The following is a 26,530-nucleotide window of genomic DNA, read 5'->3' as shown; positions in this document are numbered from 1 at the left end:
CACCGCGAACCGCGAACGGGAACCTATGGGCCTCACAGCCGCTCCCATTGATGCTCAGTTGGTAACCGGCGTTCTCTCCGAGATCGCCGAGATCGCGTCGGAGACGATCGAGCTCCGCGAGGTCTTCGACCGCGTGGGCACAGCCGTCCAGCGGGTCATTCCCTTCTATAAGATGGGCGTGGTCCGGATCATCGACGGCTCGCACGTGGTCCTCCACGCCGTCACCTTCACGCAGCCAAAGCCGGATGGAACGTGCTCGGGGCCGAAATGCTCGGACGCGAAAAGCTCCGATCCCATGCCGGTGACCATGTGGTCGCCGAGGATGCGTCCGCACGCGGGCCCCACCCCTCGGATCAACGACGCCAGGAAGGAGCTCGATCCTTCATTTCCGCTAGACGCGACGGCGCTCGAAGGGGGAATGGGATCCGGCATGTGGGAACCGTTCCGGGCCGGGAACACGTTCGCCGGGGGCGTCTGGCTGTCCTCGCAAACGACGAACGCGTTCACCGACGAGCACCAGGAGGTTCTCAAGCCGATCGCGGCGTTGCTTGGATCGGCGGTCGAGCACTGGAAGCTCTGGGATATCGAGCAGCGTCGCAGGGACCGGCTCGACCGGATCGAGGCGTTGCTGGGGATGCTGGCCCAGTCGCTCGACGTGCGCGAGGTATTCGAGCCGCTTTCCGACGGCATGAAGGCCATCCTGCCGCATGACATGATGTGCCTGACCGAATTGGACATGGGCGCGAAGACGATCCGCATCTCCGCGATCGCGGGCAAGACCGACAACCCGGCGCCGACGGCGGCAGTCCCTCTTACCGACGCCGAGCTCGCGCGGCGAAATGCGTCCGAGATCATCAAAGACATCCCGGCCGAGATCCCGCCCGACACGGAGCGCCATCGCCTCATTATCTCCTCGGGCATGCGGTCTTGGCTCCGGGTCCCGGTCTGGATTTCAGGGCAGGTCCAAGGCGGCCTCAGCTTCTTCCATCGCGAGCCGTCGCGTTACACCTGGGAGGACACCGAGGTCGCGATCCGTCTCGCGGACCGCGTCGCCTTGATGCTGTCCCACCTGCGGCTCTCGGATGAAGCCCGGGTCGCCGCGGAAGCGCGGGAGCGGGCGGAGCGGCTCGAAGCCACGGTCGAAACACTCGCGCGAGAGCTGGAGTCCCGCGGAGGCGGCCGCGTCATTGGGATATCGCCTTCATGGAAGGAAACATTGAGGGCAGCCCAGCGGGTGACGGCCTCGGAAACCACCGTGCTCATCACCGGCGAGTCCGGGACCGGCAAGGAAGTGATCTCGAGCCTCATCCACCAAGGCTCGCCGCGTTCGGGCAAGCCGTTCGTCGCGATCAACTGCGCGGCGCTCCCCGAGACCCTGCTCGAGTCCGAGTTGTTCGGTCACGAGAAGGGAGCGTTCACCGGGGCGATCGCCACGAAGATCGGACGGATGGAGCAGGCGGCGGGGGGAACGTTGTTCCTCGATGAAATCGCCGAGATGAGCCCGATCGTGCAGGCGAAGTTCCTTCGCGTGTTGGAGCAGCGTGAGTTCCAGCGCGTGGGTGGGTCCCGCACGTTGAAGGCCGACGTGCGGGTGATCGCGGCCACGAACCGCGATCTGACGGCGGCCATCGCGAATCAAACGTTCCGGGAGGACCTCTACTACCGCCTGAACGTGTTCCAGATCCACATCGCGCCGCTCCGGGAACGCTCCGAGGATATCTTGCCTCTCGCCGAGGCGTTCCTCGAGGACCTGGGCAGGACGATGGGACGGCCCGCGGCGGGAATCTCGAAGGATGCTCGCGGTTGGTTGCTGGGCTACCGCTGGCCCGGAAACGTTCGCGAGCTCCGGAACGCGATCGAGCGGGCGATCTTGATGTCCGACGGTGGTCTCATCACGCGCGACCATCTTCCGGCCGCAGTGTCTCGCCCGACATACGGAGCGTTGAGGGTCCTTGCCTCGCCGGTGTCGGATGGTGGGAGGCCCGTGAAGATCAGCAGTATCTCGGACGGCGGGATCCCTTCGGACGGCATGAACCTCGAGGACGTGGAGCGCGACCTGGTGGAGAAGGCTCTGGGTCAGGCCAAGGGCAACAAGTCCAGGGCCGCCCGTCTACTGGGGTTGACACGCGCCCAGCTCTATTCCCGCATCGAGAAGTACGGAGTTCAGTAGCTGCGTTGCTCGGCGGTTGCCGAGAAATCGACAGCCTGCTGATCTCTCGGCAACTCCAAGAAACCTCCCCGAAACTTCACCGCCTCGTCTTAAGCAGCACAACTTCCACGAGCGCAAAGAGTATCGGCCGACTCGCGTCCCGATCGCTCCATTGGCATGTTGCTTGATGTAACGCATGACCAGAGGAAGCGGCGGGCGGCCCGCCCGACGCAAACGGCGCCCCGGCGCCGCGCCGCCGCAAACCCCTCTGGGGAGGAATGCCATGAAGACCAGTAAAGGGAGCATCCGTTTCGCCAGTGCCGTAGCAGTTGCCGCGTTCCTCGTCGCCGGCGCCGTTTCGTCCGCCGCGGCGGGGGAGTCCCGGGCCGAGCTCTCGCTCATGGGCGGGGTCCAGGCTCTGAACAAGAATGACACCTCGTTGCCGGACCACTTCGTCAACGTCCCGGCTGTCGCGACCGTGTCGTACCGCATGACGTCGAGGTTGGCCGCTGAAGGAGAGTTCACGTGGCTGATCCCGGTCAAGCAGAGCGTCGATCTTGGATCGGGTGTGTCCCAGGACAAGAAGTCTGCCGATATTCTCGCGTACCAGGCCAATCTGCGCGCCGATTTCCCGGTATCCAATTTGACGCCGTACCTGGCGGCCGGAGCGGGCGCGGTCACGTTCCTGTCGAACACCGATCCAGATCGGGTCCCTCAGCTCTCGAAGTCCGAGACCGCGTTCGCGATCAACTTCGGCGGAGGCGTGTCCTATGGACTGAATGACCGCTGGGGCGTGCGCGCCGATGTACGTGAGCTGGTCGCGTTCCCGTCCAACAACTCCACCGGGCTCTCGACTTCCAAGGGCGCGGACAATATCTGGATGGAGCGCGGCACCGTAGGTCTCCTGTATCGGTTCTAGTTTCCTCGAGCACCCCGCAACACAGTCCCGCCCATACCCCCCTCAGACGCCGGGCCCAAAAAGCCCGGCGTCGCCCGTTTCGGGTCGAAACGCTCGGTCCCCCGCGTGATCTGGAGGAAGCGGTCGGTCCCGCCCGCCAATCGACGTTCTGTCGATTTATCTACATACACGTCGAAGCCCGTCCGTCTCGTTCGACTTACGCGCGTGACGTCAAGCTCCACGCGCACATGGGAATCACGCTCTTTCGCCGACGCCTCACGACTTGGCACGTCTCTTGAGATAGGCGTTACGCGAGAGGAGATGCAAATGAGCCAACTACATGTCGAACGAATCATCGGTGTCTTGGCGACAGACGAAGGATTGCGTCGCCGATTCAAGATGAACCCAACGGCCGCTCTGAAAGAGCTGGCCGAACGCGGCATCGAGCTGACGTCCTTCGAGCTGGCGTCGCTCGCCTGCCTCGATCCTCAAAAGCTGGAGCGTTTCGCACGAGCCATCGACGAGCGCCTCCAGAAGATCGAACTACGGAAGCGAGGTGAAGAATGAATCTTGGGAAGTCGAAACGAATCGTCGCGCTGGCGCCGCTACTGATGGCGTTCGCCTTGTCGGCGGCCCCCGCGTTCGGCGCCGAGCACCGCATGACCCTGGACGAGGCGATCAACCTGGCTCTGCAGAAGAACGAGGGGCTCCTGATCGAGCGCGAGTCGTTCGCCGCGGCCAAGGCGGCCGTGAGCAGCGCGAGCGGCGCCTACGATCCGGTGGCGGAGCTGGACGGAGGATGGTCGAGGTCGAACGAGCCATTGAACTCTTCGTTCTCGGGCACCCTGCCCAACCAGATCGCCCCCGAGGCCAGCACGGCTGAGGGCGGCGTCACGCTTCACCAGCTCCTTCCCACCGGCGGCGCGCTATCCCTGCGGGGGCGGGCCGCGCGGGATAAGACCGAGGGAAGCTTTGCGCGGCTCTCCCCGGCCTACAGCACCCGGGTCGGCGTCGAGTTGAGGCAGCCCCTTCTGCGCGATCGGGCGATCGACGGGGCGCGACTCTCTGTGCGTGTCGCGAAGGCGGGTCGTCGGCAAGCCGACGCGTCCCTTCGGCGCACGCTGACGGAAACGGTCGCGGCGGTGGAGCAGGCCTACTGGGCCCTCACCGCCGCCCGGCTCGGCGTAGGCGTTCGCGAGGAAGCGGTGCGCCTCGCGGAGGAGCAATTGAATGAGACGCGCACGCGCGTGCAGACGGGCGCGGTGCCTGGAACCGAGGTGGCTCAGCCGCGCGCGGAGCTGGAGCGTCGGCGGAGCGAGCTCTTGGCCGCGCGCGAAACGACCGCCCGCGCCGAGAACGACCTCAAGCTCCTGATCCTCGAGGATACCGACGAGTCGATGTGGCTCTCCGAGATCGCTCCCGCCGACAGCGCTGCGGTCGAGGTGACCCCGGTCGACGTCGCGGCATCGTTGCAGCGCGCGCTCGCGGCGCGGCCGGAGCTGGGCGCGGCGCGGGCCGTCGTGGAGCGCCGTCACGCCGAGACGTCGTTCGCGCGCAGCGGGGTTTGGCCGGCGCTCGACGCGGTCGCTTCGTACGACCGCTTTGGGCTCGCGGGCTCGCGGAACCCTGCGGGTCCGGCCGGCCCGCTCCCCTCGAATCTCGACGGGGCCCTCGCGCAGTCGTTCCAATCGCTCGGCGACGGCGACTTCGACGCGGCCCGGGTGGCGCTGGTACTGAGCCTTCCGATACGGAACCGCACGGCGCGCGCGGAGGCCGACATCGCCCGCCACGTCGAGCGGCAGGCCGAGGCGGACTTGGTGCGCGTGCGGAAGGCGATCCGCGCGGAGGTCCTCGACGCCGCGTCCGCGCTGGAGACCGCGGGTCAAAGGATCGAGTCGTCCCGCGCGGGGCGCGAGGCGGCCGAGGTTCAGCTCTCCGCTGAAAAGGACCGGTACGAGACCGGCCTCTCCACGAATTTCCTGGTGCTGACGCGCCAGAACGATCTGTCCCGAGCCCGGCTCGATGAGATCTCGGCTCTTACCGACTACCGGATGGCGCGCGCGGAAATGGGGCGCGCCACCGGGTCGTTGATCGAAGAACGCGGCATCAACGTCAACGGAACAAGGCGATAGGGAGGAAATCATGAACAAGCGAATGATTATCGTGGTCTCAGCGTTGGCCGTGCTCGTCGCCGGCCTGGGTTTCGTGAAGTTCCAGCAGATCCATGCGGCCATGGCGCAGACCTGGTCGCCGCCTCCCGAGGCGGTTACCACGATCGCCGCGCGTCAGGAACAATGGCCGGCGACCACCAGCGTCATCGGTAGTGTCGCCGCGGTTCAAGGCGTCACGGTGAGCGCGGACCTGCCCGGCATCGTCGAGAAGATCGCGTTCGAATCCGGCAGGAGCGTGCAGGCGGGAGAGGTGCTGGTGAGTCTCGACGTGAGCCAGGAGCAAGCGCAGCTGGCCGCCGCGGACGCACAGCGTGAGCTCGCCCGACTCAACCTCGAGCGCATCAGCCACCTGCTCGAGAAGGAGGTTGCCTCGCAGGCGGAGTTCGATCGGTCCTCGGCCGAGTTCAAATCGGCAGAAGCCCGCGCGAGCGAGATCCGCGCGATCATCGACCGGAAACAGATCCGGGCGCCGTTCACCGGGGTCCTGGGCATTCGCCAGATCAACCTGGGCCAGTACTTGAAGGGCGGCGATCCGGTCGTGCCGCTCCAGTCGCTGGATCCGGTCTACGTTAACTTCTCCGTGCCGCAGCAGGAGCTGGGCGATTTGAAGGTGGGCGCGTCGGTGATGGTGGCGGCGGAGAGCCTCGCGGTCATCCCGTCGGGCAAGGTCACCGCCATCAATTCGGTGGTCGACGAGGCGACCCGAAACGTCCAGATCCAGGCGATATTCCGGAATCCGGACGGGAGGCTTCCCGGCCACGGCCGTCAGCTACGCGCCGTACGGGAACTCGATCTTCGTCGTGACCGACCTCAAGGGTCCAAACGGCAAGTCGTACCGCGGCGTCGAGCAGCGCTTCGTGAAGCTGGGCGGAAACCGGGGCGACCAGGTCGCGATCGTATCCGGATTGAAGGCGGGGGAGGAAGTCGTGACCTCGGGCGTCTTCAAGCTTCGAAACGGAGCGTCCGTCCTCGTGAACAACCAGATCCGGCCGGGTAACAATCCCGCGCCGAAGCCGGAGGACAGCTGATGAAATTCACCGATCTATTCATCCGGCGACCAGTTCTCGCGATGGTCGTGAGCCTGGTCATCCTGATCGCCGGGCTCCAGTCGATCCGATCGCTCAGCGTCCGGCAGTATCCGCGGAGCGACATCGCGATCCTCACGGTGACGACGACCTACGTCGGCGCGAACGCCGACCTGGTGCGCGGGTTCATCACGACGCCGCTGGAGCGGGTGATCGCGAGCGCCGACGGCATCGACTACATCGAGTCGTCAAGCGCCCAGGGCGTGAGCACGATCACCGTGCACCTGAAGCTCAACTACGACACGAACGCGGCGCTCACCCAGGTCCAGGCCAAGGTGGCGCAGGTGCGGAACGACCTGCCGCCGGAGGCACAGGCGCCGGTCATCGAGCTGGCGACCGCGGACAACCGGTTCGCGGCGATGTACCTCGGCTTCTCTTCCAAGGATCTCGACCAGAACCAGATCACCGACTACCTGATGCGGGTCGTGCAGCCAAAGCTGAGCGCGATCGACGGCGTGCAGCGCGCGGACATCCTCGGCGGCCGCACCTTCGCGATGCGCGTGTGGCTGAAGCCCGAGAAGATGGCGGCGATGGGCATCTCGGCGTCGCAGGTGCACGACGCGCTGGCCGACAACAACTATCTCTCCACGCTGGGCCAGACGAAAGGGTCGATGGTCTCGGTGAACCTGGTCGCGAACACCGACCTCAAGACGGCCGACGAGTTCCGCCGCTTGGTCGTGAAGCAGGACAAGGGCACCGTCGTTCGCCTCGGCGACATCGCCGATGTCGTGCTGGGCGCCGAGAACTACGAGCAGGACGTCCGCTTCGACGGCCAGGGCGCGGTCTTCATGGGAATCTGGGTGCTCCCCACAGCCAACACGCTCGAGGTGATCGGGCGCGTCCGTGCGGCGTTGCCCGCCATCGAGGCGCAGCTGCCGGTCGGAATGAAGGCCGGGGTCCCCTACGACTCGACCGAGTACATCGAGAGCGCCATCCGCGAGGTCTTGAAGACCCTCACGGAGACGCTGCTCATCGTGATTCTCGTCATCTTCCTCTTCCTAGGGTCGGTGCGCGCCGTGATCATCCCGGTCGTCGCGATTCCGATCTCGCTGATCGGCGCGGTCTTCATGATGATGGTGGCCGGGTTCACGATCAACCTGCTCACCCTGCTCGCGATCGTGCTCTCGGTGGGGCTCGTGGTCGACGACGCGATCGTGATGGTCGAGAACGTGGAGCGACATTTGCGCATGGGCGTGACGCCGTTCCGAGCGGCGATCGAAGCGGCGCGCGAGCTGATCGGCCCGATCATCGCCATGACGCTCACGCTGGCGGCGGTCTATACCCCCGTCGCGATCCAGGGCGGTCTCACGGGGTCGCTGTTCCGCGAGTTCGCGTTCACGCTCGCGGGGGCGGTCATCATTTCAGGGATCGTGGCCCTGACGCTCTCCCCGATGCTGGGATCGAAGCTGCTCCGCGCCGGCGACAATGAGCGCGGCTTCGCGGGGTGGATCAACCGGCGCTTCGACGGCGTGCGGGAGGCCTACAAGGGGGCACTCACCCGGACGCTCGAGTACAGGCCCGCGGTCTATGTCGCATGGGCGGTCGTCGTCGCGTTGATCATCCCCTTCTACATGTTCTCGATGCACGAGCTGGCGCCGAGCGAGGACCAGAGCGTGGTCTTTGGAATCATTCAGGCCGCGCCGAACTCGACGCTCGACCAGACCAAGCTCTACTCGGCGCAGGTCGAGGGCGTCTATCGTAAGTTCCCCGAGTACAAGAACACGTTCCAGCTGGCTTTCCCGACCGGCGGCTTCGGGGGCATGGTCACCAAGCCCTGGAGCGATCGGAAGAAGACGGCCCAGCAGCTCCAGGTCGAGGCCTCGATGGGTCTCTCGAAGATTCCGGGAATCCGGGTCATCTCCTTGATCCCGCCGGCACTGCCCGGGGGCGGCGATTTCCCGGTCGATTTCGTGGTCGCCTCGACGGCCGAGCCGGAGCAGCTCGTGGAGTTCGCCAACAAGCTCGTCGGAAAGGCGTTCGCGAGCGGCATGTTCATGTTCGCCGACGCGGATCTCAAATTCGACCAGCCCCAGGCGAGGGTCGTGTTCAACCGCGACAAGGTCCGCTCCCAGGGGGTCGAGATGAGCGAGGCGGGCAAGGACCTCTCGACGCTTCTCGGCGGAAACTACGTCAATCGATTCAGCATCCAGGGTCGGAGCTACAAGGTGATTCCCCAAGTAAAGCGGAGCGAGCGCCTGACGACCGACCAGCTCAAGGACATCTACGTCACCGGGACCGGCGGCCGGCTCGTGCCGCTCTCGACCTTCGCGACCCTCGAGACCACGACGGAGCCGCGGGAGCTGAAGCGGTTCCAGCAGCTCAACGCCGTGCGGATCCAAGGCGTCGTCCCGCCGGGGGTGTCGCTGGACCAGGCGCTTCAAGTATTGGAAAGCGAGGCCAAGTCGATACTGCCCCAGGGCTTCACGGTCGACTACGCGGGCGAGTCCCGCCAGCTCCGCACGGAAGGCAGCCGGTTCCTCGGCATCTTCCTGCTCTCCGCGGTCCTGATCTTCCTGGTGCTCGCGGCCCAGTTCGAGAGCTTCCGCGATCCCTTCGTCATCCTTGCGGGCTCGGCTCCGCTCGCCATCAGCGGCGCACTGCTCTTCTCGTTCCTCGGCTTCACGACGATGAACATCTATAGCCAGGTCGGCCTCATCACGCTGGTCGGGCTGGTCGCGAAGAACGGGATCCTCATCGTCCAGTTCGCGAATCACCTTCGCGAGACCGGTGTGGAGAAATTGGCGGCGGTCATCGATGCCGCGGGGACCCGGCTGCGGCCGATCTTGATGACGACCGCGGCGACGGTATTCGGTCATCTACCCTTGGTGTTCGCACACGGGCCGGGGGCCGGCGCACGGAACAGCATCGGCATCACGCTCGTGAGCGGCATGGTGATCGGCACGTTCTTCACGCTCTTCGTCGTGCCGGCGGTCTACATGCTCGTCGCGGGAGCGCACGCGCGGGCGGCCGCGCGTGAGGAGGTACCTGAGGTGGCGGTTGCGGGCGAGGCGTCTGAAGCCGCGTAGGGAAACGGTGTGGGGCGGAAGCACCCATGGATCGGTGAACCACAACCGGAGCGACGAAAATGATTATGAACACGAATGTTGACTCGAGGCCGGTGCAGGACGTATCGACGGTCCTTCAAGTAGCCCAAAGAATCACGCAGGAGGCGGACAAGCGAAACTGGGGCGCCATGCGGGAGAGCTTCGCCCCTCGCGTCGTGCTCGACTACGGAACGCCGGAGCTCTTGACCCCCGAGGAGATCGTGGCGCGCTGGAAGCCGCTCCTCTCGGAATTCGACCAAACGGAGCATTCGGTCCTGATCGATGGTGTTCGAAAGGAGCAGGAGTCGGCCCGGGTGTCGGCGACGTTTCGAGCATCCCATCGGATGGATCGGGTCGCCGGTGGCGACGAATGGGTTCTAAACGGACGATACGACTACGAGCTCATGCAATTCGGCGGCTCATGGAAGGTGACCCGGATGCGCATGACTCCGGGCGAGTCCACCGGGAACGCAAGGCTCCTTGATGAGGCGAAGGCGCGTGCGGGGCTGCCTGGCCGCCCCACGCCTCCGTATAGTGTCGACCACGTAAGTTTCAAGAGCCGGGGGGATGAGCTGACGGGCCTTCTCTACCGGCCCCGCGAGGGTGACTCTCGTCTGCCGGCAATTGTCGTGACTGGATCGTGGACAACGGTCAAGGAGCAGATGCCGGCTGTTTACGCTGAGCGCCTCGCGGCGGCCGGGTACGCGGCCCTGACGTTCGATTTCCGAGGCTACGGGGAGAGCGAGGGCGAGCCCCGTCATTTCGAGTCGCCCAAGAAGAAGGTGGAGGACATCCGGAGCGCCGTTGATTTCCTTGCTTCAAGCAACCTCGTGGATGGCGGCCGCATTGGCTTGCTCGGCGTCTGCGCGAGCGCCGGCTATGCCGCCGAGGAAGCTGCCTCCGATGAACGAGTGCGGGCAATCGCCCTGGTGGCCCCATGGCTTCACGATGCTGAGCTAGCCGAGTCCGTCTACGGCGGCCGAGAGGTATACGGCGGGAAGGGCGCGGCGGCACTCACGACGGTCGGCCGGAGGGCCGCCGAGCGGTACATGCGCGACGGAATTCTGGACACCGTGCCCGCGGCAAGCACCACCGACCCTCGGGCCGCAATGTACTGGCCCGATCCGGGATTCCTGGACTATTACTTGAACCCACTCCGCGGCGGCATACCGCAGTGGGGAAACAGGTACGCGGTGGCATCATGGCCCGAGTGGCTGGGCTATAACGCGATCGCCAGTGCGCCGCGTCTTCGCAAGCCGACGCTGCTCGTGCACTCGGAGCAGGGCGCGATCCCCGACGGGGTCCGCCGGTACGCTGCCGCGATGCCGGTGGCGCCGGAAATCAAGTGGATGGCGGGAACGCAGTTTCACTTCTACGATGATCCCGAGACCGTCGCCGCGGCCGTAGCAGAGGTCGTTGCGCATTTCGGCCGGACGCTATAGAAAGGAGGCACCCATGAAATCGGCAGCTTCCATCCTTCAGGTCGTGGGCAGGACCACCGGTCTCATACTGCTCGTGCTCGGCATCCTCTTCTGGACCGGGCGTGCCTTGCAGCTCATTCCACTTCATATGCTGCTTGGCTCGCTATTGGTGCTGACGCTCCTGACGCAGGCCATCCTCGCCGCGCGGGCGGGGGCGAATCCGGGCTTCGTTGCGCTCGCCATCCTGTGGGGTCCGATCATGCTCGTGTTCGGGATGACCCAGGCGAATCTATTTCCTGGGCAATTTCATTGGGTAATCCGCGTTCTCCACTTGGCAGTCGGGATCGCGGCCATGGGGATGGTCGACGGTCTGGGCAAGCAAGTGAGTGCCGGCGGCCGCCCGGGCGATCTTCACGCGGTAGGGGCGCAGACGTGACGGAAAACAAGAAGACCGTGGAAAAGTACATGGACGGCTTCAGGAAGGGCGATCACGCTCAAATCTTGTCGTGCATGACGGACGATATCGTGTGGGAGATGCCCGGCGCGTTCCACTTGGTCGGGAAGGAAGCGATCGATAAGGAGATCGAGAACCCCGCGTTCGTCGGCAAGCCGACCATAGCGATCAAGCGGATGACCGAGGAGAACGATGTGGTGATCGCCGAGGGCGCGGTCCAGGTGGGGCGACTGGAGGGCGGCATTCTCGATGCGGTGTTCTCCGACGCGTTCACCATGCGAAACGGCAAGATCAAGCACTTGCTAACGTACCAAGTGACTCTGAAGTGATTGCGAGAGGGGGGCGAGAAATGAACGAGAGCCAGAGGCTGGGAGACCAAATGAACCGCGCGCTGAACGGGGACGCCTGGCACGGGCCGTCGTGGCGCGAGACGCTCGACGGCGTCACGCGCGAGGTGGCCCTTCACCGCCCGATTCCGGAAGCACACAGCATCGCCGAGGTGGTGCTGCACGCGACGACCTGGCACGAGGTCGTCAGGCGCAGGCTGGGGGGCGAAGCACCCGAGGTGACGGAAGCGCAGGACTGGCCGCCTCCGAAGCTCAAGGACGAGGCGGAATGGGAGGCGGCGGTGGCGCGGCTGTACGAGACCGGAGGCGCGCTGGTGGCGACGGTGAACCGATTCCCCGCGGAGAAGCTTCTGGAGAAGCGGCCGAACGTGGAAGACACGTGGTACGCGCTGGTCATCGGCGAGCTGCAGCACATGCTCTATCACGCGGGCCAGATCGCGGTCCTCAAGAAGGCGCACGCGGGCGTCGCGGTGTGAGCGGGGGGCACGAGTGGCACTGCGTGATGGAGAACCGGGAGCCGTGACAGACCTCAATCCCCAGTCGAAGCAGATGGCCGACGAGTCGATGGTGCGTACTCTCGACGCGCAGGCGCGGGCCATCTGGCCGCAGGAGTCCGAGCTGATCCGGCGCTACGGGCTGCCGGATGACGTCCGCATTCTTGATGTGGGTTGCGGGACGGGGGAGGGTTCGTCGCGCCTCGCCGAGATGTTTCCGCGCGCGGACGTGCTCGGCGTTGACGTCCTCGACCAGAGCCTCGAGCGGGCACGCGCGCGCTATGGGAGCCTGGCGCCCCGGCTGCGGTTCGAGAATCAGAGCGCGTACGAGCTTCGCGCCCCCGACCATGCGTTCGACCTGACGGTCAGCCGCCACGTGCTGCATTCGATCCCGCATCCCGACCGTGTGCTCGCGGAGCAGGTGCGCGTCACCAAGCGCGGCGGCCGGCTGCACCTGATTCCCGAGGACTACGGGATGCTCCACTTCGAGCGCCGGAAGTTGGATCCGCGCGATTTCTGGCACGAGGCGCCGGCGCGATTCGGCGAGGCGACCGAGACGGATCTATTTATCGGGCGCCACGTGTTCGGGATTCTCATGGATCTGGGACTTAAAGATATTTCGATCGATTACGTCGTGGTCGACACGATCCGCGTGCCGCGCGAGACGTTCGCCGCGATCATAGAGGCGTGGCGGGACGGCTACGTGGAGGTGGTCGCCGAGTTCACCCGGTTCAAGCGGGAGGAGGCGAAGGCGTACTTCGACCAGATGATCGCCAACATCCGCGACCCGCGCGGCTACGCCGTGTGGTTCGTGCCGGTGGTCAGCGCCCGAGCCCCGTAGTTTGTCGTTCCCGACCCTCTGGTACCCCATTATAGGAATCCCTTCACCTGATAGTTGCATCTGCATATACTGGAGGTATGGAAGAGATGGAACGGATGAAGGGGCTCCCGGTTCTCCCTTGTGCGTGCGCGAGCTTGCGTCGTGCCAGCCGCGCCATTACGCAGGCGTATGACCGGGAGCTTCGGCCGCTTGGGCTAAACACTGCCCAGTTCACGCTGCTCCAGGTCATGCGTTTGGCAGGAGAGATGACGCAGGGGCAGCTGGGCGAATTTCTCGCCCTGGATATCACGACGCTGAGCCGGACATTGCGGCCTCTCGAGAACGAGGGGTGGCTTGAGTGCTCGACGGGCAGCGATCGGCGTGAGCGGTACTGGCGAATCACCTCGGCCGGCAGAAAGGTGTTCGAAAGGTCGACGCCGGCTTGGGAGCGCGCCCAGGCGGAGCTGAGCGCACGGGTGGGTGAAAAGCGCCTGAAGGCCATGCTCGGGGAGATGGCGGTGATCGCTGGGGCGCCGCGGACAAGGCCGACAGTCACGCGCGCCCGGCGCGGGGCCGGAATCTAGAGGGCAGAGTGTTTTTTTGCCCGCAACAGTTGTATCTACACATGAAAGGAGCGCAGCCATGATTCCCACCATTCCTTGGTACATCACCTTCGTCGTGATCGCGACGAACCTCGCGGTCGCCGTTATCGTGTGGAGAATCGTCTCCTCCGCGACGGGGCGGAGCGACCTTTCGTCTGCCTCCCAGCGCGCGGTCCGGACGGGCTCCGGACTCTTCCTCGGCGCGTGGTTTGGGGCGGCTCTGCTGCTCGCCCCACGACCTGCGTCAATACTTCATCGGGACCCTTTCTTGCTCACGCCCATCATCCCGATCCTCGACGCGGTGCCAATGGCGTTCGCCCTTCTGGCCATCTGGCGCTCCTCGTCGCTGCGTCGCGTGATCTCGGCCGTGCCCCTACCGACCCTGCACGGAGTGCAGGTATACAGGGCCATCGGGGTGGTTTTCGTGATCCTCCTTATCCAGGGACAGCTCCCGGCGCACTTCGCGCTGCCGGCCGGATGGGGGGACGTTGCGATCGGCCTCGCGGCGCCACTCGTAGCGCTGGCGCTCGCGCGGAGTGTCCCGGGCGCGCGTCCGATCGCCATTTCTTGGAACGTGGTTGGGGTGCTCGATCTGTTCGTAGCGGTGGGGATGGGGACCGGGTTTCTCGCTAGCCTCTTGAGTGCCTCGCGGGTTCCGGCAGCCGCCGCGATGGGCGTGTATCCGATGATCCTGGTACCGACCTTCGCGGTGCCGGTATCAATGCTGCTCCACTTTATTTGCCTCGCAAGGTTAGCGCGCGAGGCGCACGAAGGTGCAAGGCTGGTGCCTACGCCGGCGAGGTGAGGATTCTATTCCAAGGTCCCGCATGACGCGACGCTCTCGGGCGTCTTTGCAAAGATTCCGCCCGATCACGCGGAGCACGTCGCGGCGTTCGTGGCCGAGATCTCTGTGCGACTGGTGTTCATCTCGGGGGATGCCCCTGAGTTCGCCAGAGAGCTACCCGAGAAGGAGTGGGTGGGCGAGCAGGTCAGGCAATGATCCTGCACTACGACCACCCGATCCTTTTCCTTCAGCACATGATCTGGCACGAGGGCTACCACCACGGCCAGGTCAAGCTGACCCTCAAGATGACGGGCCGTCCATTGACGGACCAGAAAGCTGGGCGAGTTACGTGGGGCGTCTGGATGCTCAAGACGTGAGCGGTCATGAGTCGCCTCCCGGCGGCCGTGCCGCCCCGAGGCCCGCGGCGCGGCCGGTCGAGAACGCCCAAGCGAAGTTATAGCCGCCGATGGGGCCGAACGCGTCCAGGATCTCGCCACAGAGGTAAAGACCAGGGTGGAGCCGGCTTTCGAGCGTGCGCGGATCGATCTCGTTGAGCGCGACCCCGCCGCCGGTGACCTCGGCGCGCTTGTATCCCTCGTCGCCGGTCCAAGGGAGGCGGTGGTGAGTTAGCGCTTCCACAACGCGGAGGCGTTCATCGCGGGATAGCTGGGAGAGCGGCGTCGTGCCGTCGACCCGAACATCCTCGAGGAGCGCTTCGGCGAGGCGCGCGGGCAGGCTGCGTCGGAGCGCGGTGAGCACCGAGCCCTCCCCCTCTCGGAGCGCACGGTCCCACGCCTTCTCGTCCCGCTCTGTCCATTGGACAAATATCTCCTGGGCGGGGCCGCCGTCACGCTTCGAGAGTATGGCGAGGTGCGAGAGATTGAGCACCGATGGACCGCTATAACCCTTGTGGGTGAATAGGAACCCTCCCCGAGTCGTGAACTTTCGCTTCGGGCCCGGTGCCTCCAGCGAGACTGGCAGCGAAATGCCCGAGAGAGCGCCGTATCGAGGCGGCACCAAGGTGAGCGGGGTCAGCGCGGGATAAGTGTCGTGGATCGTGTGACCGAGGCGGCGCACGATGTCGATGCCGGTACCGTCGCTTCCGGTCGCGGGGATCGAGAGTCCGCCGGTCGCGATGATGACGCGCGAGGCGCGGAGGAAGACGCCGCTCGCGAGGCGAACCTTCCACGAGGGCGATGCGTCGTCGCCGCCCGCCTTGCCGCCGCCCGCCTCACGACCGGCGCTCGCCGCTCCCTCCGGCTCCAACCCATTCACGTACGCGTCAAAGCGCATCTCGACGCCGTTTCGCTCGGCCATCGCGCGCAAACTATCGCGTACGTCCTTTGCCTTGTTCGAAACCGGGAAGAGCTTTCCGGTTCCCTCCTCGAGGGCGAGCTGGATACCGAGATCCTCCTCGAAGAAGCGCCGCTGCTCTCGGAGGGGCCAGGCAAGGAGGAGCTTCTTCAAGGTGTTCGGGGAGGAAGCAGTGACGAAGCGCGCGGGGTCGAGCTCGGAGGGGAGAACGTTGCAACGCCCTCCGCCACTCATGAGGATCTTCCGACCGCCGTCGTGGGTCCGCTCGAGGAGGAGGACGCGGCGCTTGCCGTTCAGAGCGTCGCCGCCGCCGCCGGGGCCGCCAGCTGAGAAAATCGCCGCCATGAACCCCGCAGCTCCGGCGCCGATTACGATGACTGGGTCATTCATTGGCTGATTCTAGTAGGATTCCCAGGATTCCTGAAACCACGGGGGAAGGGACATGGCTTTGGTCGTGTTCATGAGGGGCGTGAATGTCGGGGGGCACAAGACCTTCCGTCCCGCGGCGCTCGCGAAGGAGTTGGTGGCCCTCGACGTCGTCAACGTGGGCGCGGCGGGGACATTCGTGGTGCGGAAGACGGTCAGCCAGGCGAAGCTGCGGGCCGAGTTAAACAAGAGGCTGCCGTTCAAGGCCGAGCTGATGATCTGCCCAGCGGCCGATCTCCAGAACTTGGTGTGGACGGATCCTTTCGCGGGTCAGCCGATCCCGAAGGGCGCGAAGCGGTTCGTCACCGTCTTGGGGAAGCGGCCCCAGACGTTGCCTCGCCTTCCGATCCTCCGCCCTGACGGCGCAGAATGGCAGGTCAAGGTCGTGGCCGTCTCAGGCAAGTTCGCGGTCAGCCTTTGGCGACGGCTCGGCCGATCGCTCCTGTACCCCAACGAGGTCGTCGAGAAGATCTTCGGCGTCCCCGCAACCACCCGCAATTGGAACACGATCGAAGCGATTCGCGACATCCTCGAGGGGGTGAGCTAGATGAGGAGAGGCCTCGCGATGTCTTCGATGCTCAGTAGGCAAATAGGCTGATGAACGATCCCTACCTCCCACTTCCCGACTGCCGCGCCGCCCTCGGCTTCACCGCTACGTACGACGCGGATGAATTCGGACGGATTGCCGCAGGTTTCAAATCCAGCGACATGGACCAAAAGTGGGACATAATTTTCGATCCGCCGTGGCTCGCATTTCACCGCAGCTGGACCGGAATTGCGAATTATGGAGTTCGGTTCGAGTCCGGTGGGGGGCAGGCGAGAGTCACGGACTCTTGGATCAACAATGAGTGTTTCGATTGTGACGAGGAGGCGCTTCAGTACCACCGGAAGTTAGTAGGCTTCCTGATCGACGTATTTCTTCTGCGAAAGCCCTCGGAGTTTCCGTTCCCGCCGGGCCTGGAGCTGAAGGGCTTACAAATCCCCGCCTACGTGCACATGGTTCTAGGAGCTCTCCCCAACGACTTGGACACCGTCGACGACTGACGCCCCTCTACCGCCACATTTACCGACTCAACACCGCCATCAAGTCCTCGACCACGAGGCGCAGCTCCCGGTCGGTGACCATCAGGTTCTCGATCTTCTGGCAGGCGTGCATCACCGTCGTGTGGTCGCGGCCGCCGAACTTGGCGCCGATCTCCGCCAACGACAGATCCGTGATCGACCGCGTGACGTACATCCCGATCTGACGGGGGAAGGCGATCGTCTCCGTGCGGCGCTTCCCGCGCATCGACTCCTCGCTCACGCCGAAGTGCTTCGCCACGGCCCGCTGGATGTCGAGAACGTCCACGCGCGCTAAGTCGGGCTTGATCTGATCGCGCAAGACTTCCTGCGCGAACTCGACCGTGAGCGGCTGGCCGGTCAGATCGGAGAACGCGATGAGTCGCGAGAGGGAACCCTCCAGCTCGCGGATGTTGGTCTTGATGTTGCTCGCGAGCAGGAGCGCGATCTCGTTGGGGATGCTCCGGGCCTGAAGCTCGGCCTTCTTCTTCACGATCGCCACCCGGGTCTCGAGGTCGGGCGCCTGGAGATCCGCGATCACTCCCCACGTGAAGCGCGAGATCAGGCGCTCCTCGAGGGCCGTGATCGAGTTGGGCGGGCTGTCGCTCGTCAGAACGATCTGCTTGTGGGCGCCGTGGAGCGTGTTGAAGGTGTGGAAGAACTCCTCCTGCGTGCTCTCCTTGCCGGCGAGGAACTGGATGTCGTCGATCAGGAGCACGTCGGCGGTCCGGTAGCGGCTCTTGAACTCCAGGGTGGTCGCGTGTTGGATCGCGTAGATCATCTCGTTCATGAATTTCTCGGCCGTCACGAAGAAGACCCGGGCCGAGGGGCGCATCGCGCGTACGTGGTGTCCGATCGCGTGCATCAGGTGGGTCTTCCCGAGGCCGACGCCGCCGTAGATGAAGAGCGGGTTGTAGCGTTCGCCGGGACTTTGCGCCACCGCCTGGCAGACGGCGTGCGCGAACTGATTGCCGCTCCCGACGATGAAGGTATCGAACGTGTTGTTCGGGCCAAGATTGCTCTCGTCGCGAGTGGGGAGCGGGGCGCGCGGGCGAAATTCCCGCGACGGCGCGGTGGGCTGCTCGGGTCGCACGTGGAACGAGATGCCGATCGAGCGCTCGGCGACCGCCCCGACCGAGCTCTCGATCAAGTGGCGGTAGTGCTGGTCGAGCCAATCAACGTAGAACTGGTTCGGAACCTCGAGCACGAGCGTCGCGCCGTCGAACTCCAGCGGACCGAGATTCTTGAACCATGCCTCGTAGGTCTGGCTCGAAATGCTCCCTCGAATCTTTTGAAGCGACTGTTCCCAAAGATCTCCGACCACCATCGTCTCCATCATCAGATCGTCCCCAACACTTTCCCCAACTGCGAACACCATCTCCACGTCCTTTCCACCCTCTTATCCACAAGTTTATCCCCAAAAAGATGGAGGCGTAACGGATGTCTGTTCGATCCGTTACGCCCCCAAACGAATGGACCCGTCGCGGCGTAGATCACTGCATTCAGAACCCTGGTGAAGGCCGCGCGCTCGAGGCGCGCATCTTACGGGAGAGTGGATTCGAGTCGGCTCGAGCGCGATGTCGGGTCGCGGCCCAGGTCAACGCCCGCACCGTACGACCCGCGCGTGGAACCGTGCAACGAAAATTTTAAGGACAGGAACTAACGGGAATTTAACATCAGTTAGAGGCGCGCCGCGCGCGATCGCGGGCCCTCAAATTCGCCTTGAAATCGATCCACGTTTCCGAATTGACCCGAGAGCCCCGTCCCGGTAGACTCCATCGCTCGTGTCTAAAGGCAATTAACCCGATCTTCGAGGCACTCCTACAGTGAAGCGCACCTTTCAGCCGCACAATCGCCGCAGGAAAAAGGTCCACGGCTTCCGCGAGCGGATGAGTTCCCGAGGTGGCCGCGCGGTGTTGAAGCGCCGCCGTGAGCGGGGCCGCAAGCGTCTCACGGTCTAGCACGGTCTCCACGGACGCAATCCCCATGGCCGGCGCGATCCCGCCGCGCGATCGCCGCCTCCACTCGGGGTGGCAATTCCGCGAAGTGTATCGATCGGGCCGATCCTTTCCCGGCGTTCTGATGACCCTCGTCAGCTTGGGCCGGCCGGAGGAGCATGGCCGCGTGGCGTTCGTCGCGAGCCGGAAGGTGGGCACGGCCGTGAAACGAAACCGGGCGAAGCGGCTTCTGCGGGAAGCATTTCGCGGCGTTCCGGCCGCGCGGCGCGAGGAGTCGAGCTGGCGGATCTGGATCGCGCGCACCCCGTGCGCGGCCGCGACCCTTCACGACGTCTCGGGCGAGATGAACCGGCTCCTCTCGAAGGAGCCGGCGTGACGGCCCTCCTTATCTTCTTCGTTCGCGCCTATCGCGCCATGATCTCCGTGGTGCTCCCTCGGGCCTGCCGCTTCGAGCCGAGCTGCTCGGTCTACGCCGAGGAAGCGCTGACACGACACGGCGCGCTCTCAGGCTTCGGACTTGCCCTCCGTCGTATCCTCCGCTGCCACCCATTCCATCCGGGAGGCTACGACCCCGTCCCCTGAGGGGGCGGCACGCAAGTCGATGGATCGACGGACGATACTTGCAGTTGTTCTGATCATGGCGGTTCTGATCGGGGATCAGTTCCTGATGTCCCGGTGGGGCCGCAACCGCCATCCGGCCCAGCCGACGACCGGTCAGGATTCGACGGGGATGGCGGGCTCGCCGGGGGTCGCGCCGTCCCAGTCGTCGACGCAAACTCCGACCTCCACGACCCCCGCGAAGCCCGGCGGCGGGACCGCAGCGCTCGTCGCGACCTCGGGGCCGCGGGTGCACGCGGCGCCGATCGTCGAGCGCCAGCTCACGAGCGGGCTCGCGAACGCGACCTTCACGAGCAAGGGCGCGACCATCTCGGAGTGGATCCTTCCCAAATACCCTGACCTGGCGCACGGGAAGGTGCCGGTCAACCTGGTCCCGCCCGGCCAGCGCGCGCTCCAGCTCATCGTCACGACTCCTTACTTCACCTACGACTTCACCGACGTTCCGTTCCGCGTCGTGCCCCCAGCGGCGATGGACACCTCGATCACATTCGTCGCGGAAGACTCGAGCGGCGTGCGCGTGAGCAAGACCTACCGCATGGGGCCCAACTCGGTGGCCCTCGATCTCGAGCTTCGGATCACGGTGCCTGTCCAGTACGGCCCGATTCAGTACCGATGGGGCTGGGCGCAGGCGCTCCCGGTCACCGACACGATGCTGAATCCCCGGCTGAATCAGGCGGTCGCGCTCGTCGGGGATAAGCTGGAGGTCGTCGACGCGGTCCACATTCAGAAGGATGGGGCGAGGGCGCTGAAGGGGAACATCCGGTGGGCGGGGGACCGGAGCAAGTACTTCGTGGCCGCGATCGTCCCGGACTCGGCGACGGTCGAGGACGCGCAGTTCACGAAGCTCGAGGACGGCCAGCCGACCGTGTGGCTCCTGGGAGCGGCGCCTCCCGGGACCGAGGTCGTGCGCCACGCCAGGCTCTACGCGGGGCCCATCCACTACAACACGCTGGTCGCCCTCGGGGCCGAGCTCGATCGGCTCGCGAACCTGGGCTGGCGATGGATCACCGGGCTGAGCGCGCTCCTCCTCTGGTGCCTCAACTTCATCCACAAGCACATCCCGAACTACGGGATCGCGATCATACTGATCTCGCTTGCCACGAAGCTCGTCTTCTACCCGCTCACGCAGTCGAGCCTTCGGTCGATGAAGGTGATGCACCATCTCCAGCCGCAGGTGAAGTCGATCCAGGACAAGTACAAGAACGATCCGGCCAAGATGAACCAGGCCATGATGGCCCTATATAAGGAATACAAGGTGAACCCGGTCAGCGGGTGCCTGCCGATGCTCCTCCAGATTCCGGTCTTTTTCGCGCTCTACAACGTGCTTCTGAACTCGATCGAGCTGCGCGGGGCGGGCTTCATGGCGTACGTGCAGGACCTCTCGACGCCGGACGTCCTCATGAGGGTCGCCGGGTTCCCGGTCCACCTGTTCCCGGTCATCATGACCGGGAGCACCTACCTCATGCAGTCCCAGACCCCGGTCGCCCCGCAGCAAAAAACAATGATGATGCTGATGCCGGTCATGATGCTCGTCTTCATGTATAGTTTCCCCTCGGGCGTCATCCTTTACTGGACCATGAACAACGTCCTCTCAGCGATCCAGCAGTACCTCGTGAACGCCGCGGAAGACCGGAAAATGGCCGCGGGCGGCTGACGACACGGAACCGACGAGCGCCTGACGATGCAAGCGAACGCCTCTCAATTCGATCCCGCGAACGAGCCCCACGTCGACGCCGAGGCCCCGAGCTTCGGGGAAGCGGTCCGCGACGCGGCCGACCAGCTTGGGCTCGAGCCCGATGACCTCTCGATCGAGATCCTGGACCCGGGTCGGTCCGCCGAATCCGGCGGCGGCTACCGCGCGGTGAAGATCCGCGCGCGGCGGCGTCCTCCCGAGCCGGCCGGCGGCGCTGCCCGCAGGGCACCCGCGGCGCCGGGCGAAGCACGGGGCTACGACCGGTCGGAGGGTGGACGGGGCATGGGACGTCGCGAGCCGCGCCGCGAGGCCGCGAACTATGGCCCGCCGCCGCCGCCGATGGATCCCGCCAAGATCACGCCGGAGATCGTCGCGATGGTGCGCGAGATGTCGGTGGGGCTGTTGGAGAGCATGGGATTCCCGGGCTCGGTCGAGGCGGAGAAGACCCAGCACGGGATCCGGATCGCGCTCGACGCGGGGGAGCAGGATCAGTTCCTGATCGGGAAAGACGGGGAGACCCTGTCCGCGTTTCAGCACCTCCTTGGCCGAATGATCCGCGCCAAGATGCCCGAGGAGTCGCCGCCGCGCGTGGAGGTGGACGTCGCCGGGTTCCGCGATCGCCAGATCGAGGGGCTGCGCGAGATGGCGCGCGGGCTGATGGAGGAGGTGCGGCGGACCGGCGAGGAGCTCTCGACCGACCCGTTGCCCGCCTCGGAGCGCCGCATCGTGCATCTGGAGGTGGCGGAGCATGCGGGCATGGAGACCGTCACCGTCGGTGACGGCTACTTCAAGCGCGTCGTGATCCGCAAGGCCGGGGCGAAGCCTGAATGAGCGGGATCGGCGATGGTGGTAAACGATACGATCGTCGCGCTCGCGACGGCGCCCGGCGAATCGGCGATAGCGGTCACGCGGCTCAGCGGACCGGACGCGCTCGCGCTCGCGTCGAAGCAGTTTCACGGCCGGCTCTCGCCGGCCGATAGCGCCTCCCACCGGATCCTCTTCGGTTCGTTTTTAGGGGTCGACCGCGCCCCGCTCGATTCGGTTCTCCTTTCCGTATTTCGATCGCCGCACTCCTATACCGGTGAAGACGTGGTCGAGATCTCCTCCCACGGCGGGCCGGCGATTCCGCGCGCGATCATCGACGTATTGGTGCGCGCGGGGGCGCGGGCGGCGCGCCCGGGCGAGTTCACGGAGCGTGCGTTTCGAAATGGAAAGCTGGATTTGGCTCAGGCCGAGTCGGTGGCGGCGTTGATCCGCTCCCGAAGCGAGCGCTCGCTTCGGGCCGCGATGGGGGCCTTGGGCGGCTCTTTGTCCCGGCGCGTGGCGGACGTCGATTCGGAGCTCGTGGCGTTGCTCGCCGAGGTCGAGGCACGGATCGATTTTCCCTCAGACGTGGGTGAAGCGCTGGACGGGGTGGAGCTGGGGCGGCGGTGCTCGAGGATCGCGACGACGGTGCGGGAATGGGTCGAGCGAATTCCCGGAGCGCGGCGGGGCCAGGAGGGCGTGCGCGCGGCGCTGGTCGGTCGGGCGAACGTCGGAAAGTCGAGCCTGCTGAACGCGCTCGTCGGCTACGACCGCGCGATTGTCGATGTGGATCCTGGGACGACCCGCGACACGGTGGAAGAATCGATTTGGATCGAGGGAGTCGAATTGCGGATCGCCGATACGGCGGGGCTGCGCGGAGGCGCGGATCGGGTAGAGGGATTCGGCGTCGAGCGATCGATGCGGGCCGCGCGCGATTGCGACCTCGCGGTGCTCGTGCTCGATCGATCGGACGGCGTGGGAGACGCCGACCGCGAGGCCGCGTCCTGGGTCCGGGATCGTCCGGTGGTCGTGGCGTGGAACAAGGCGGATTTGGGCGCGAGTCTGGCGCCGCGACCACTGGCCCCGGTTTCGGGCGCGAGCGTCGTGGAGGAAGTCGAGACAGTCGCCGTGCGTCCCGGCGGCGCCGATCCGCTCCTGGGAGCACTTCGCTCCGCGATGCCTTTGGTGCTGGGCGAGCACGTCGGCGAAGAGATCGCGACAACCAGCGTGCGTCAGGAGGGATTGCTTGCGGAAGCATCGGCGGCGTTGGGGCGCGCGGAGTCCGGGTTCGCGGCGGACCGATCGTACGATCTGATCGCGGTCGATCTGGCCGATGCACGGCGGGCATTGGGCGAGATCGTCGGTCGCGGGGTCGACGACGAGGTCACGGCCGCCGTCTTCGCCCGATTCTGCATCGGCAAATGATCGGGCACCGCGTCACTCCGCCCGCCGCGGCCCCCCGCGCGCAAGAGGGCGTCACCCGGCCCGCCGCGGCTCCCCGCGCGCGTTATCCCCTGCTCGTGGTCGGCGCGGGGCACGCCGGGTGCGAGGCCGCGTGCATCGCCGCGAAGATGGGCGTCGAGGTCGGGCTGGTCACGATGAGCCTCGATTCGGTGGCCCACATGCCGTGCAACCCCGCGATCGGAGGCCTCGCGAAGGGGCAGCTCGTGCGCGAGATCGATGCGCTCGGCGGGATCATGGGGCGGATGGCGGATCGCGCGGGAATTCAGTTCAAGATGTTGAATCGCGGCCGCGGGCCCGCGGTCTGGTCCCCACGGGCGCAGGAGGACAAGGCCCGCTACCGCGCGATCGTGCGGGAGCACCTTGCGCGGACGGAGGGCCTCACGCTCGTCGAGGGCCAGGTGGTGGATTTTCAAGTGGAGCGTGGCCGGGTGCGGGGCGTCTCGCTCGCCGACGGGCGATTCATCGGCGCCGACGCGGTCATCGTGACCCCTGGCACCTTCATGAACGGATTGATGCATGTCGGTGACGTCACCTACGCCGGTGGACGCGTGGGCGAGGGCGTCGCGCGCGGGATTTCGGATTGCTTAGCGGAGCTCGGGTTCCGGCTCGTTCGACTGAAGACCGGGACACCTCCGCGCGTCCACCGCGACTCGATCGACTTCACTCGAATGCTGCCGCAGCGCGGCGACGAGCCGCCTCGCCCGTTCTCTCATTTCACCGACGGGCTCGAAGTGGATCAGGTTCTCTGCCATCTGACCCTCACGACCGCGGCGACGCACGACCTGATCCGCGAGAATCTCCATCGCTCTCCGCTCTATACCGGGAAGATTCGAGGGATCGGCCCGCGTTACTGCCCTTCCATCGAGGACAAGGTCGTCCGGTTCTCCGAAAAGCCCGCGCACCAGATTTTTTTGGAGCCCGAGGGGCGCGAGACGCACGAGTACTACATCAACGGTCTGTCGACGAGCCTCCCCGAGGAGGTGCAGCGCGAGGTGCTGAAGACGATTCCTGGGCTGGAGCAGGCGGAGATGCTCCGCCCTGGCTACGCGGTCGAGTACGACTTCATCCCGCCGACGCAGATCCGGGCGTCCTTGGAGACGAGATCCGTGGCGGGTCTCTACCTCGCGGGTCAGATCAATGGGACGTCGGGCTACGAGGAGGCGGCGGCGCAGGGGCTCGTCGCCGGCATCAACGCTGCCCTCGCGCTCACGAGCCGCGAGCCGCTGATCTTGGGACGCGAAGAGGCGTATGTCGGTGTGTTGATTGACGATCTAGTAACTAAAGGCACCGAGGAGCCATACCGGATGTTCACCTCGAGTGCCGAGTATCGCCTTCTGCTGCGGCAGGATAACGCCGCGGAGCGGCTGGCCGGCCGGGCTCGCGAGGTGGGCACGCTGAACACGGAGGAGCTCCGCCGGCTCGAAGGAGTGAGCACCCGCCGTTGGGCCGCGGTCGAACGGATGCGATCGACCCGAGTCGGGCCTCGGGCTCGTCCGGTCGAGTCGACCCCCGCGGTCGAATCGACTCTCGGGGACGCGCCGACTCCCGGGGGCGCGCCGATTCCCGGGGGCGGACCGACTTCTCGCCGCGCTCCCTCCGGTGGGAATCGGATGGCTGTGACGATCCCGCTCGCGCACGCCGTTCGGGATGGCGACGTCACGCTCGCAGACCTCCTCGGTCGCGACGACCTTGCGGAGTTCGGGCAGGAAGCGATAGAGTCCGCCGCGATCGAGATTCGTTACGAGGGCTACATCGAGAGACAGATGCGAGAAGTCGAGCGCGCGAGCCGGAGCGAGCGGCTCGAGATTCCCGAGTCTCTCTACACAGAGCCGCTCCGCGAGCTATCGAGTGAGGGACGTGAGAAGATCTGCCGCCTCAAGCCTCGGACGCTTGCCCAAGCATCCCGCATCCCGGGCGTCTCGCCGGCCGACGTATCGGTTCTCGTAGTCTATGCAGAGCGAGAACGCCGCCGCCGCGGGCACGCCCCAGCTCCCGCCTAGTCTCCAGGCCGACCACCGCGATTTCGTGCAGGCGCTCTCTGGCCCGGCGGGGCCGGAGCTGGTGGACATTCAGGTCCTTCATCTCCTGACGAAATTCGGCCTGCTTGTCTACGAGCACGCGTGGCGTCTGAGCCTCATCTCGAAGGGCGACCGATCCACGCTGTTCACGCGCCACATCCTTGACTCGCTGAACCCGATCTCACTGTTCGATCGTCCACCCGCCTCGGTGCTCGACGTGGGAAGCGGCGCCGGGTTTCCAGGGATCCCGCTCGCGGCTGTCTGGCCCTCTGCGACCGTGACGCTCCTCGAGCGCCGAGAGAGGAAGGCGGGCTTCCTCGAGCGCGCGGTGCGGGAGCTGGGGCTCAGGAACGCGAAGGTCATTCCCTCGCGCCTCGAGAATCTCGCTAGCGGCTCACTCTCACAGGCCGGCTCACAATCACAGGCCCGCTCAGATTCGGCTCGCCCAGATTCCCGACAGCCGGGCTTCCAGTCTGTCTTCATCCGGGCTCTGGGCTCACTCCCGCGTATCCTTGGCTCGCTCGATCCGGTCTGCGCGCCAGGTGCGCGCTGGGTCTACTTCCTGGGGGCAGGGTCCCCCGCGGAGGAGATTCTGTCCGGTCTTGGTCCGCTCGGCCAAGGCGCGGAGGTCGCCCGCGGGAAGTTTGGAGGACAGCTCCTTCACGGGCGCTTGAACGAGCGCGGCTAAGCCCCTCGCAACCACCTCCGCATCTCCACACACTCGCTCCGCGCAATGTTTCACGTGAAACATCTCCACAATAAATTGCCAATAAATACGATAACCTGAGCCCTTCAGCGAAATGGCCTCCCGGGGAGATGAGAAACAGGATTCTCACAGTCTGGGTCGGCACGCGGCAGCGAATACCCACCCGCTCCTCGCGGGGATGAGTTTGAGAGGTGGCTCTGT

General features: G+C 65.6%; 24 protein-coding genes and 2 pseudogenes. 24 read left to right on the top strand and 2 right to left on the bottom strand.

The annotated features are described in order from the left end of the window. Window positions 1-25 precede the first annotated feature (25 nt). The 14 genes and pseudogenes from E6K79_11885 (at window position 26) to E6K79_11820 (ending at window position 14,583) form a co-directional block, all read left to right on the top strand. Window positions 26-2,170 (top strand): AAA family ATPase, encoded by a 2,145-nt coding sequence (locus E6K79_11885; protein ID TMQ62747.1) that lies wholly within the window; start codon window positions 26-28, stop codon window positions 2,168-2,170. Window positions 2,171-2,345: 175 nt separating this feature from the next. Then, window positions 2,346-3,068, top strand: a complete 723-nt coding sequence (locus tag E6K79_11880; protein TMQ62746.1) for a porin family protein — start codon at window positions 2,346-2,348, stop codon at window positions 3,066-3,068. A gap of 306 nt (window positions 3,069-3,374) precedes the next feature. Continuing rightward, on the top strand, window positions 3,375-3,614 hold the full coding sequence (locus E6K79_11875; protein TMQ62745.1) for a hypothetical protein: 240 nt from the start codon (window positions 3,375-3,377) through the stop codon (window positions 3,612-3,614). After that, window positions 3,611-5,179 (top strand): TolC family protein, encoded by a 1,569-nt coding sequence (locus tag E6K79_11870; GenBank protein TMQ62744.1) that lies wholly within the window; start codon window positions 3,611-3,613, stop codon window positions 5,177-5,179. Before E6K79_11875 ends, E6K79_11870 begins: the two co-directional genes overlap by 4 nt. Window positions 5,180-5,189: 10 nt before the next feature. Then, window positions 5,190-6,246 (top strand): annotated as a pseudogene (locus E6K79_11865) (efflux RND transporter periplasmic adaptor subunit). Then, window positions 6,246-9,329 carry a multidrug efflux protein gene (locus tag E6K79_11860; GenBank protein TMQ62743.1) on the top strand — a complete coding sequence of 1,028 codons (3,084 nt, stop codon included), beginning with the start codon at window positions 6,246-6,248 and terminating at the stop codon, window positions 9,327-9,329. The pseudogene E6K79_11865 and the gene E6K79_11860 overlap by 1 nt, the downstream one beginning before the upstream one ends. Window positions 9,330-9,388: 59 nt before the next feature. Further along, window positions 9,389-10,789: an alpha/beta fold hydrolase gene (locus tag E6K79_11855; GenBank protein TMQ62742.1), complete on the top strand. Its 1,401-nt coding sequence runs from the start codon at window positions 9,389-9,391 to the stop codon at window positions 10,787-10,789. 13 nt (window positions 10,790-10,802) lie between these two features. After that, a complete protein-coding gene (locus tag E6K79_11850; GenBank protein TMQ62741.1) occupies window positions 10,803-11,204 on the top strand; it encodes a hypothetical protein in 402 nt (133 codons plus the stop codon). Then, complete coding sequence (locus tag E6K79_11845; protein TMQ62740.1) at window positions 11,201-11,551, top strand: nuclear transport factor 2 family protein; 351 nt, start codon at window positions 11,201-11,203, stop codon at window positions 11,549-11,551. Before E6K79_11850 ends, E6K79_11845 begins: the two co-directional genes overlap by 4 nt. Before the next feature lie 20 nt (window positions 11,552-11,571). Further along, entirely contained in the window at window positions 11,572-12,045 is a 474-nt protein-coding gene (locus E6K79_11840; protein ID TMQ62739.1) for a DinB family protein, read from the top strand. A gap of 73 nt (window positions 12,046-12,118) precedes the next feature. After that, window positions 12,119-12,904, top strand: coding sequence for a methyltransferase domain-containing protein (locus tag E6K79_11835; GenBank protein TMQ62755.1), 786 nt, complete (start codon window positions 12,119-12,121; stop codon window positions 12,902-12,904). 77 nt (window positions 12,905-12,981) lie between these two features. Beyond that, window positions 12,982-13,467, top strand: coding sequence for a winged helix-turn-helix transcriptional regulator (locus tag E6K79_11830; GenBank protein TMQ62738.1), 486 nt, complete (start codon window positions 12,982-12,984; stop codon window positions 13,465-13,467). A 58-nt stretch (window positions 13,468-13,525) separates the two neighbouring features. After that, complete coding sequence (locus tag E6K79_11825) at window positions 13,526-14,290, top strand: hypothetical protein (GenBank protein TMQ62737.1); 765 nt, start codon at window positions 13,526-13,528, stop codon at window positions 14,288-14,290. Between the two features lie 203 nt (window positions 14,291-14,493). Next, window positions 14,494-14,583: pseudogene (locus E6K79_11820) on the top strand (damage-inducible protein DinB). A 67-nt stretch (window positions 14,584-14,650) separates the two neighbouring features. Here the strand turns inward: E6K79_11820 and E6K79_11815 are convergent. Beyond that, window positions 14,651-15,973 (bottom strand): aminoacetone oxidase family FAD-binding enzyme, encoded by a 1,323-nt coding sequence (locus E6K79_11815; protein ID TMQ62736.1) that lies wholly within the window; start codon window positions 15,971-15,973, stop codon window positions 14,651-14,653. Between the two features lie 52 nt (window positions 15,974-16,025). On the opposite strand from E6K79_11815, the gene E6K79_11810 reads away from it, so the two are divergent. Further along, a complete protein-coding gene (locus tag E6K79_11810) occupies window positions 16,026-16,556 on the top strand; it encodes a DUF1697 domain-containing protein (GenBank protein ID TMQ62735.1) in 531 nt (176 codons plus the stop codon). Window positions 16,557-16,606: 50 nt separating this feature from the next. Beyond that, on the top strand, window positions 16,607-17,053 hold the full coding sequence (locus E6K79_11805) for a hypothetical protein (GenBank protein TMQ62734.1): 447 nt from the start codon (window positions 16,607-16,609) through the stop codon (window positions 17,051-17,053). Between the two features lie 19 nt (window positions 17,054-17,072). Here the strand turns inward: E6K79_11805 and dnaA are convergent, their stop codons facing one another. Beyond that, the gene (gene dnaA / locus E6K79_11800) at window positions 17,073-18,404 is read right to left on the bottom strand and encodes a chromosomal replication initiator protein DnaA (GenBank protein TMQ62754.1); all 1,332 of its coding nucleotides are present in this window, start codon (window positions 18,402-18,404) and stop codon (window positions 17,073-17,075) included. Window positions 18,405-18,894: 490 nt separating this feature from the next. Here dnaA and E6K79_11795 point away from each other — a divergent pair, with 490 nt between their 5' ends. Genes E6K79_11795 through E6K79_11760 form a run of 8 tightly spaced genes read left to right on the top strand, consistent with a single transcriptional unit; the run spans window position 18,895 to window position 26,311 of the window. Further along, window positions 18,895-19,029 (top strand): 50S ribosomal protein L34, encoded by a 135-nt coding sequence (locus E6K79_11795; protein ID TMQ62733.1) that lies wholly within the window; start codon window positions 18,895-18,897, stop codon window positions 19,027-19,029. A gap of 25 nt (window positions 19,030-19,054) precedes the next feature. After that, complete coding sequence (rnpA, locus tag E6K79_11790; protein ID TMQ62732.1) at window positions 19,055-19,402, top strand: ribonuclease P protein component; 348 nt, start codon at window positions 19,055-19,057, stop codon at window positions 19,400-19,402. Then, entirely contained in the window at window positions 19,399-19,608 is a 210-nt protein-coding gene (gene yidD / locus E6K79_11785; protein TMQ62731.1) for a membrane protein insertion efficiency factor YidD, read from the top strand. The genes rnpA and yidD overlap by 4 nt, the downstream gene beginning before the upstream one ends. 19 nt (window positions 19,609-19,627) lie before the next feature. Beyond that, window positions 19,628-21,298, top strand: coding sequence for a membrane protein insertase YidC (gene yidC / locus E6K79_11780; GenBank protein ID TMQ62730.1), 1,671 nt, complete (start codon window positions 19,628-19,630; stop codon window positions 21,296-21,298). Between the two features lie 27 nt (window positions 21,299-21,325). Next, complete coding sequence (locus E6K79_11775; GenBank protein TMQ62729.1) at window positions 21,326-22,168, top strand: hypothetical protein; 843 nt, start codon at window positions 21,326-21,328, stop codon at window positions 22,166-22,168. Between the two features lie 12 nt (window positions 22,169-22,180). Continuing rightward, on the top strand, window positions 22,181-23,566 hold the full coding sequence (gene mnmE / locus E6K79_11770) for a tRNA uridine-5-carboxymethylaminomethyl(34) synthesis GTPase MnmE (GenBank protein TMQ62728.1): 1,386 nt from the start codon (window positions 22,181-22,183) through the stop codon (window positions 23,564-23,566). After that, complete coding sequence (mnmG, locus tag E6K79_11765; GenBank protein ID TMQ62727.1) at window positions 23,563-25,605, top strand: tRNA uridine-5-carboxymethylaminomethyl(34) synthesis enzyme MnmG; 2,043 nt, start codon at window positions 23,563-23,565, stop codon at window positions 25,603-25,605. The genes mnmE and mnmG overlap by 4 nt, the downstream gene beginning before the upstream one ends. Further along, entirely contained in the window at window positions 25,556-26,311 is a 756-nt protein-coding gene (locus E6K79_11760) for a hypothetical protein (protein TMQ62726.1), read from the top strand. Before mnmG ends, E6K79_11760 begins: the two co-directional genes overlap by 50 nt. The last annotated feature ends 219 nt before the right edge of the window (window positions 26,312-26,530 follow it).

The organism is Candidatus Eisenbacteria bacterium (assembly GCA_005893305.1).
Lineage (GTDB): Bacteria > Eisenbacteria > RBG-16-71-46 > SZUA-252 > SZUA-252 > WS-9.
Note: the sequence above shows the minus strand (reverse complement) of the source record. Positions and strands in the feature narration are given on the sequence as shown.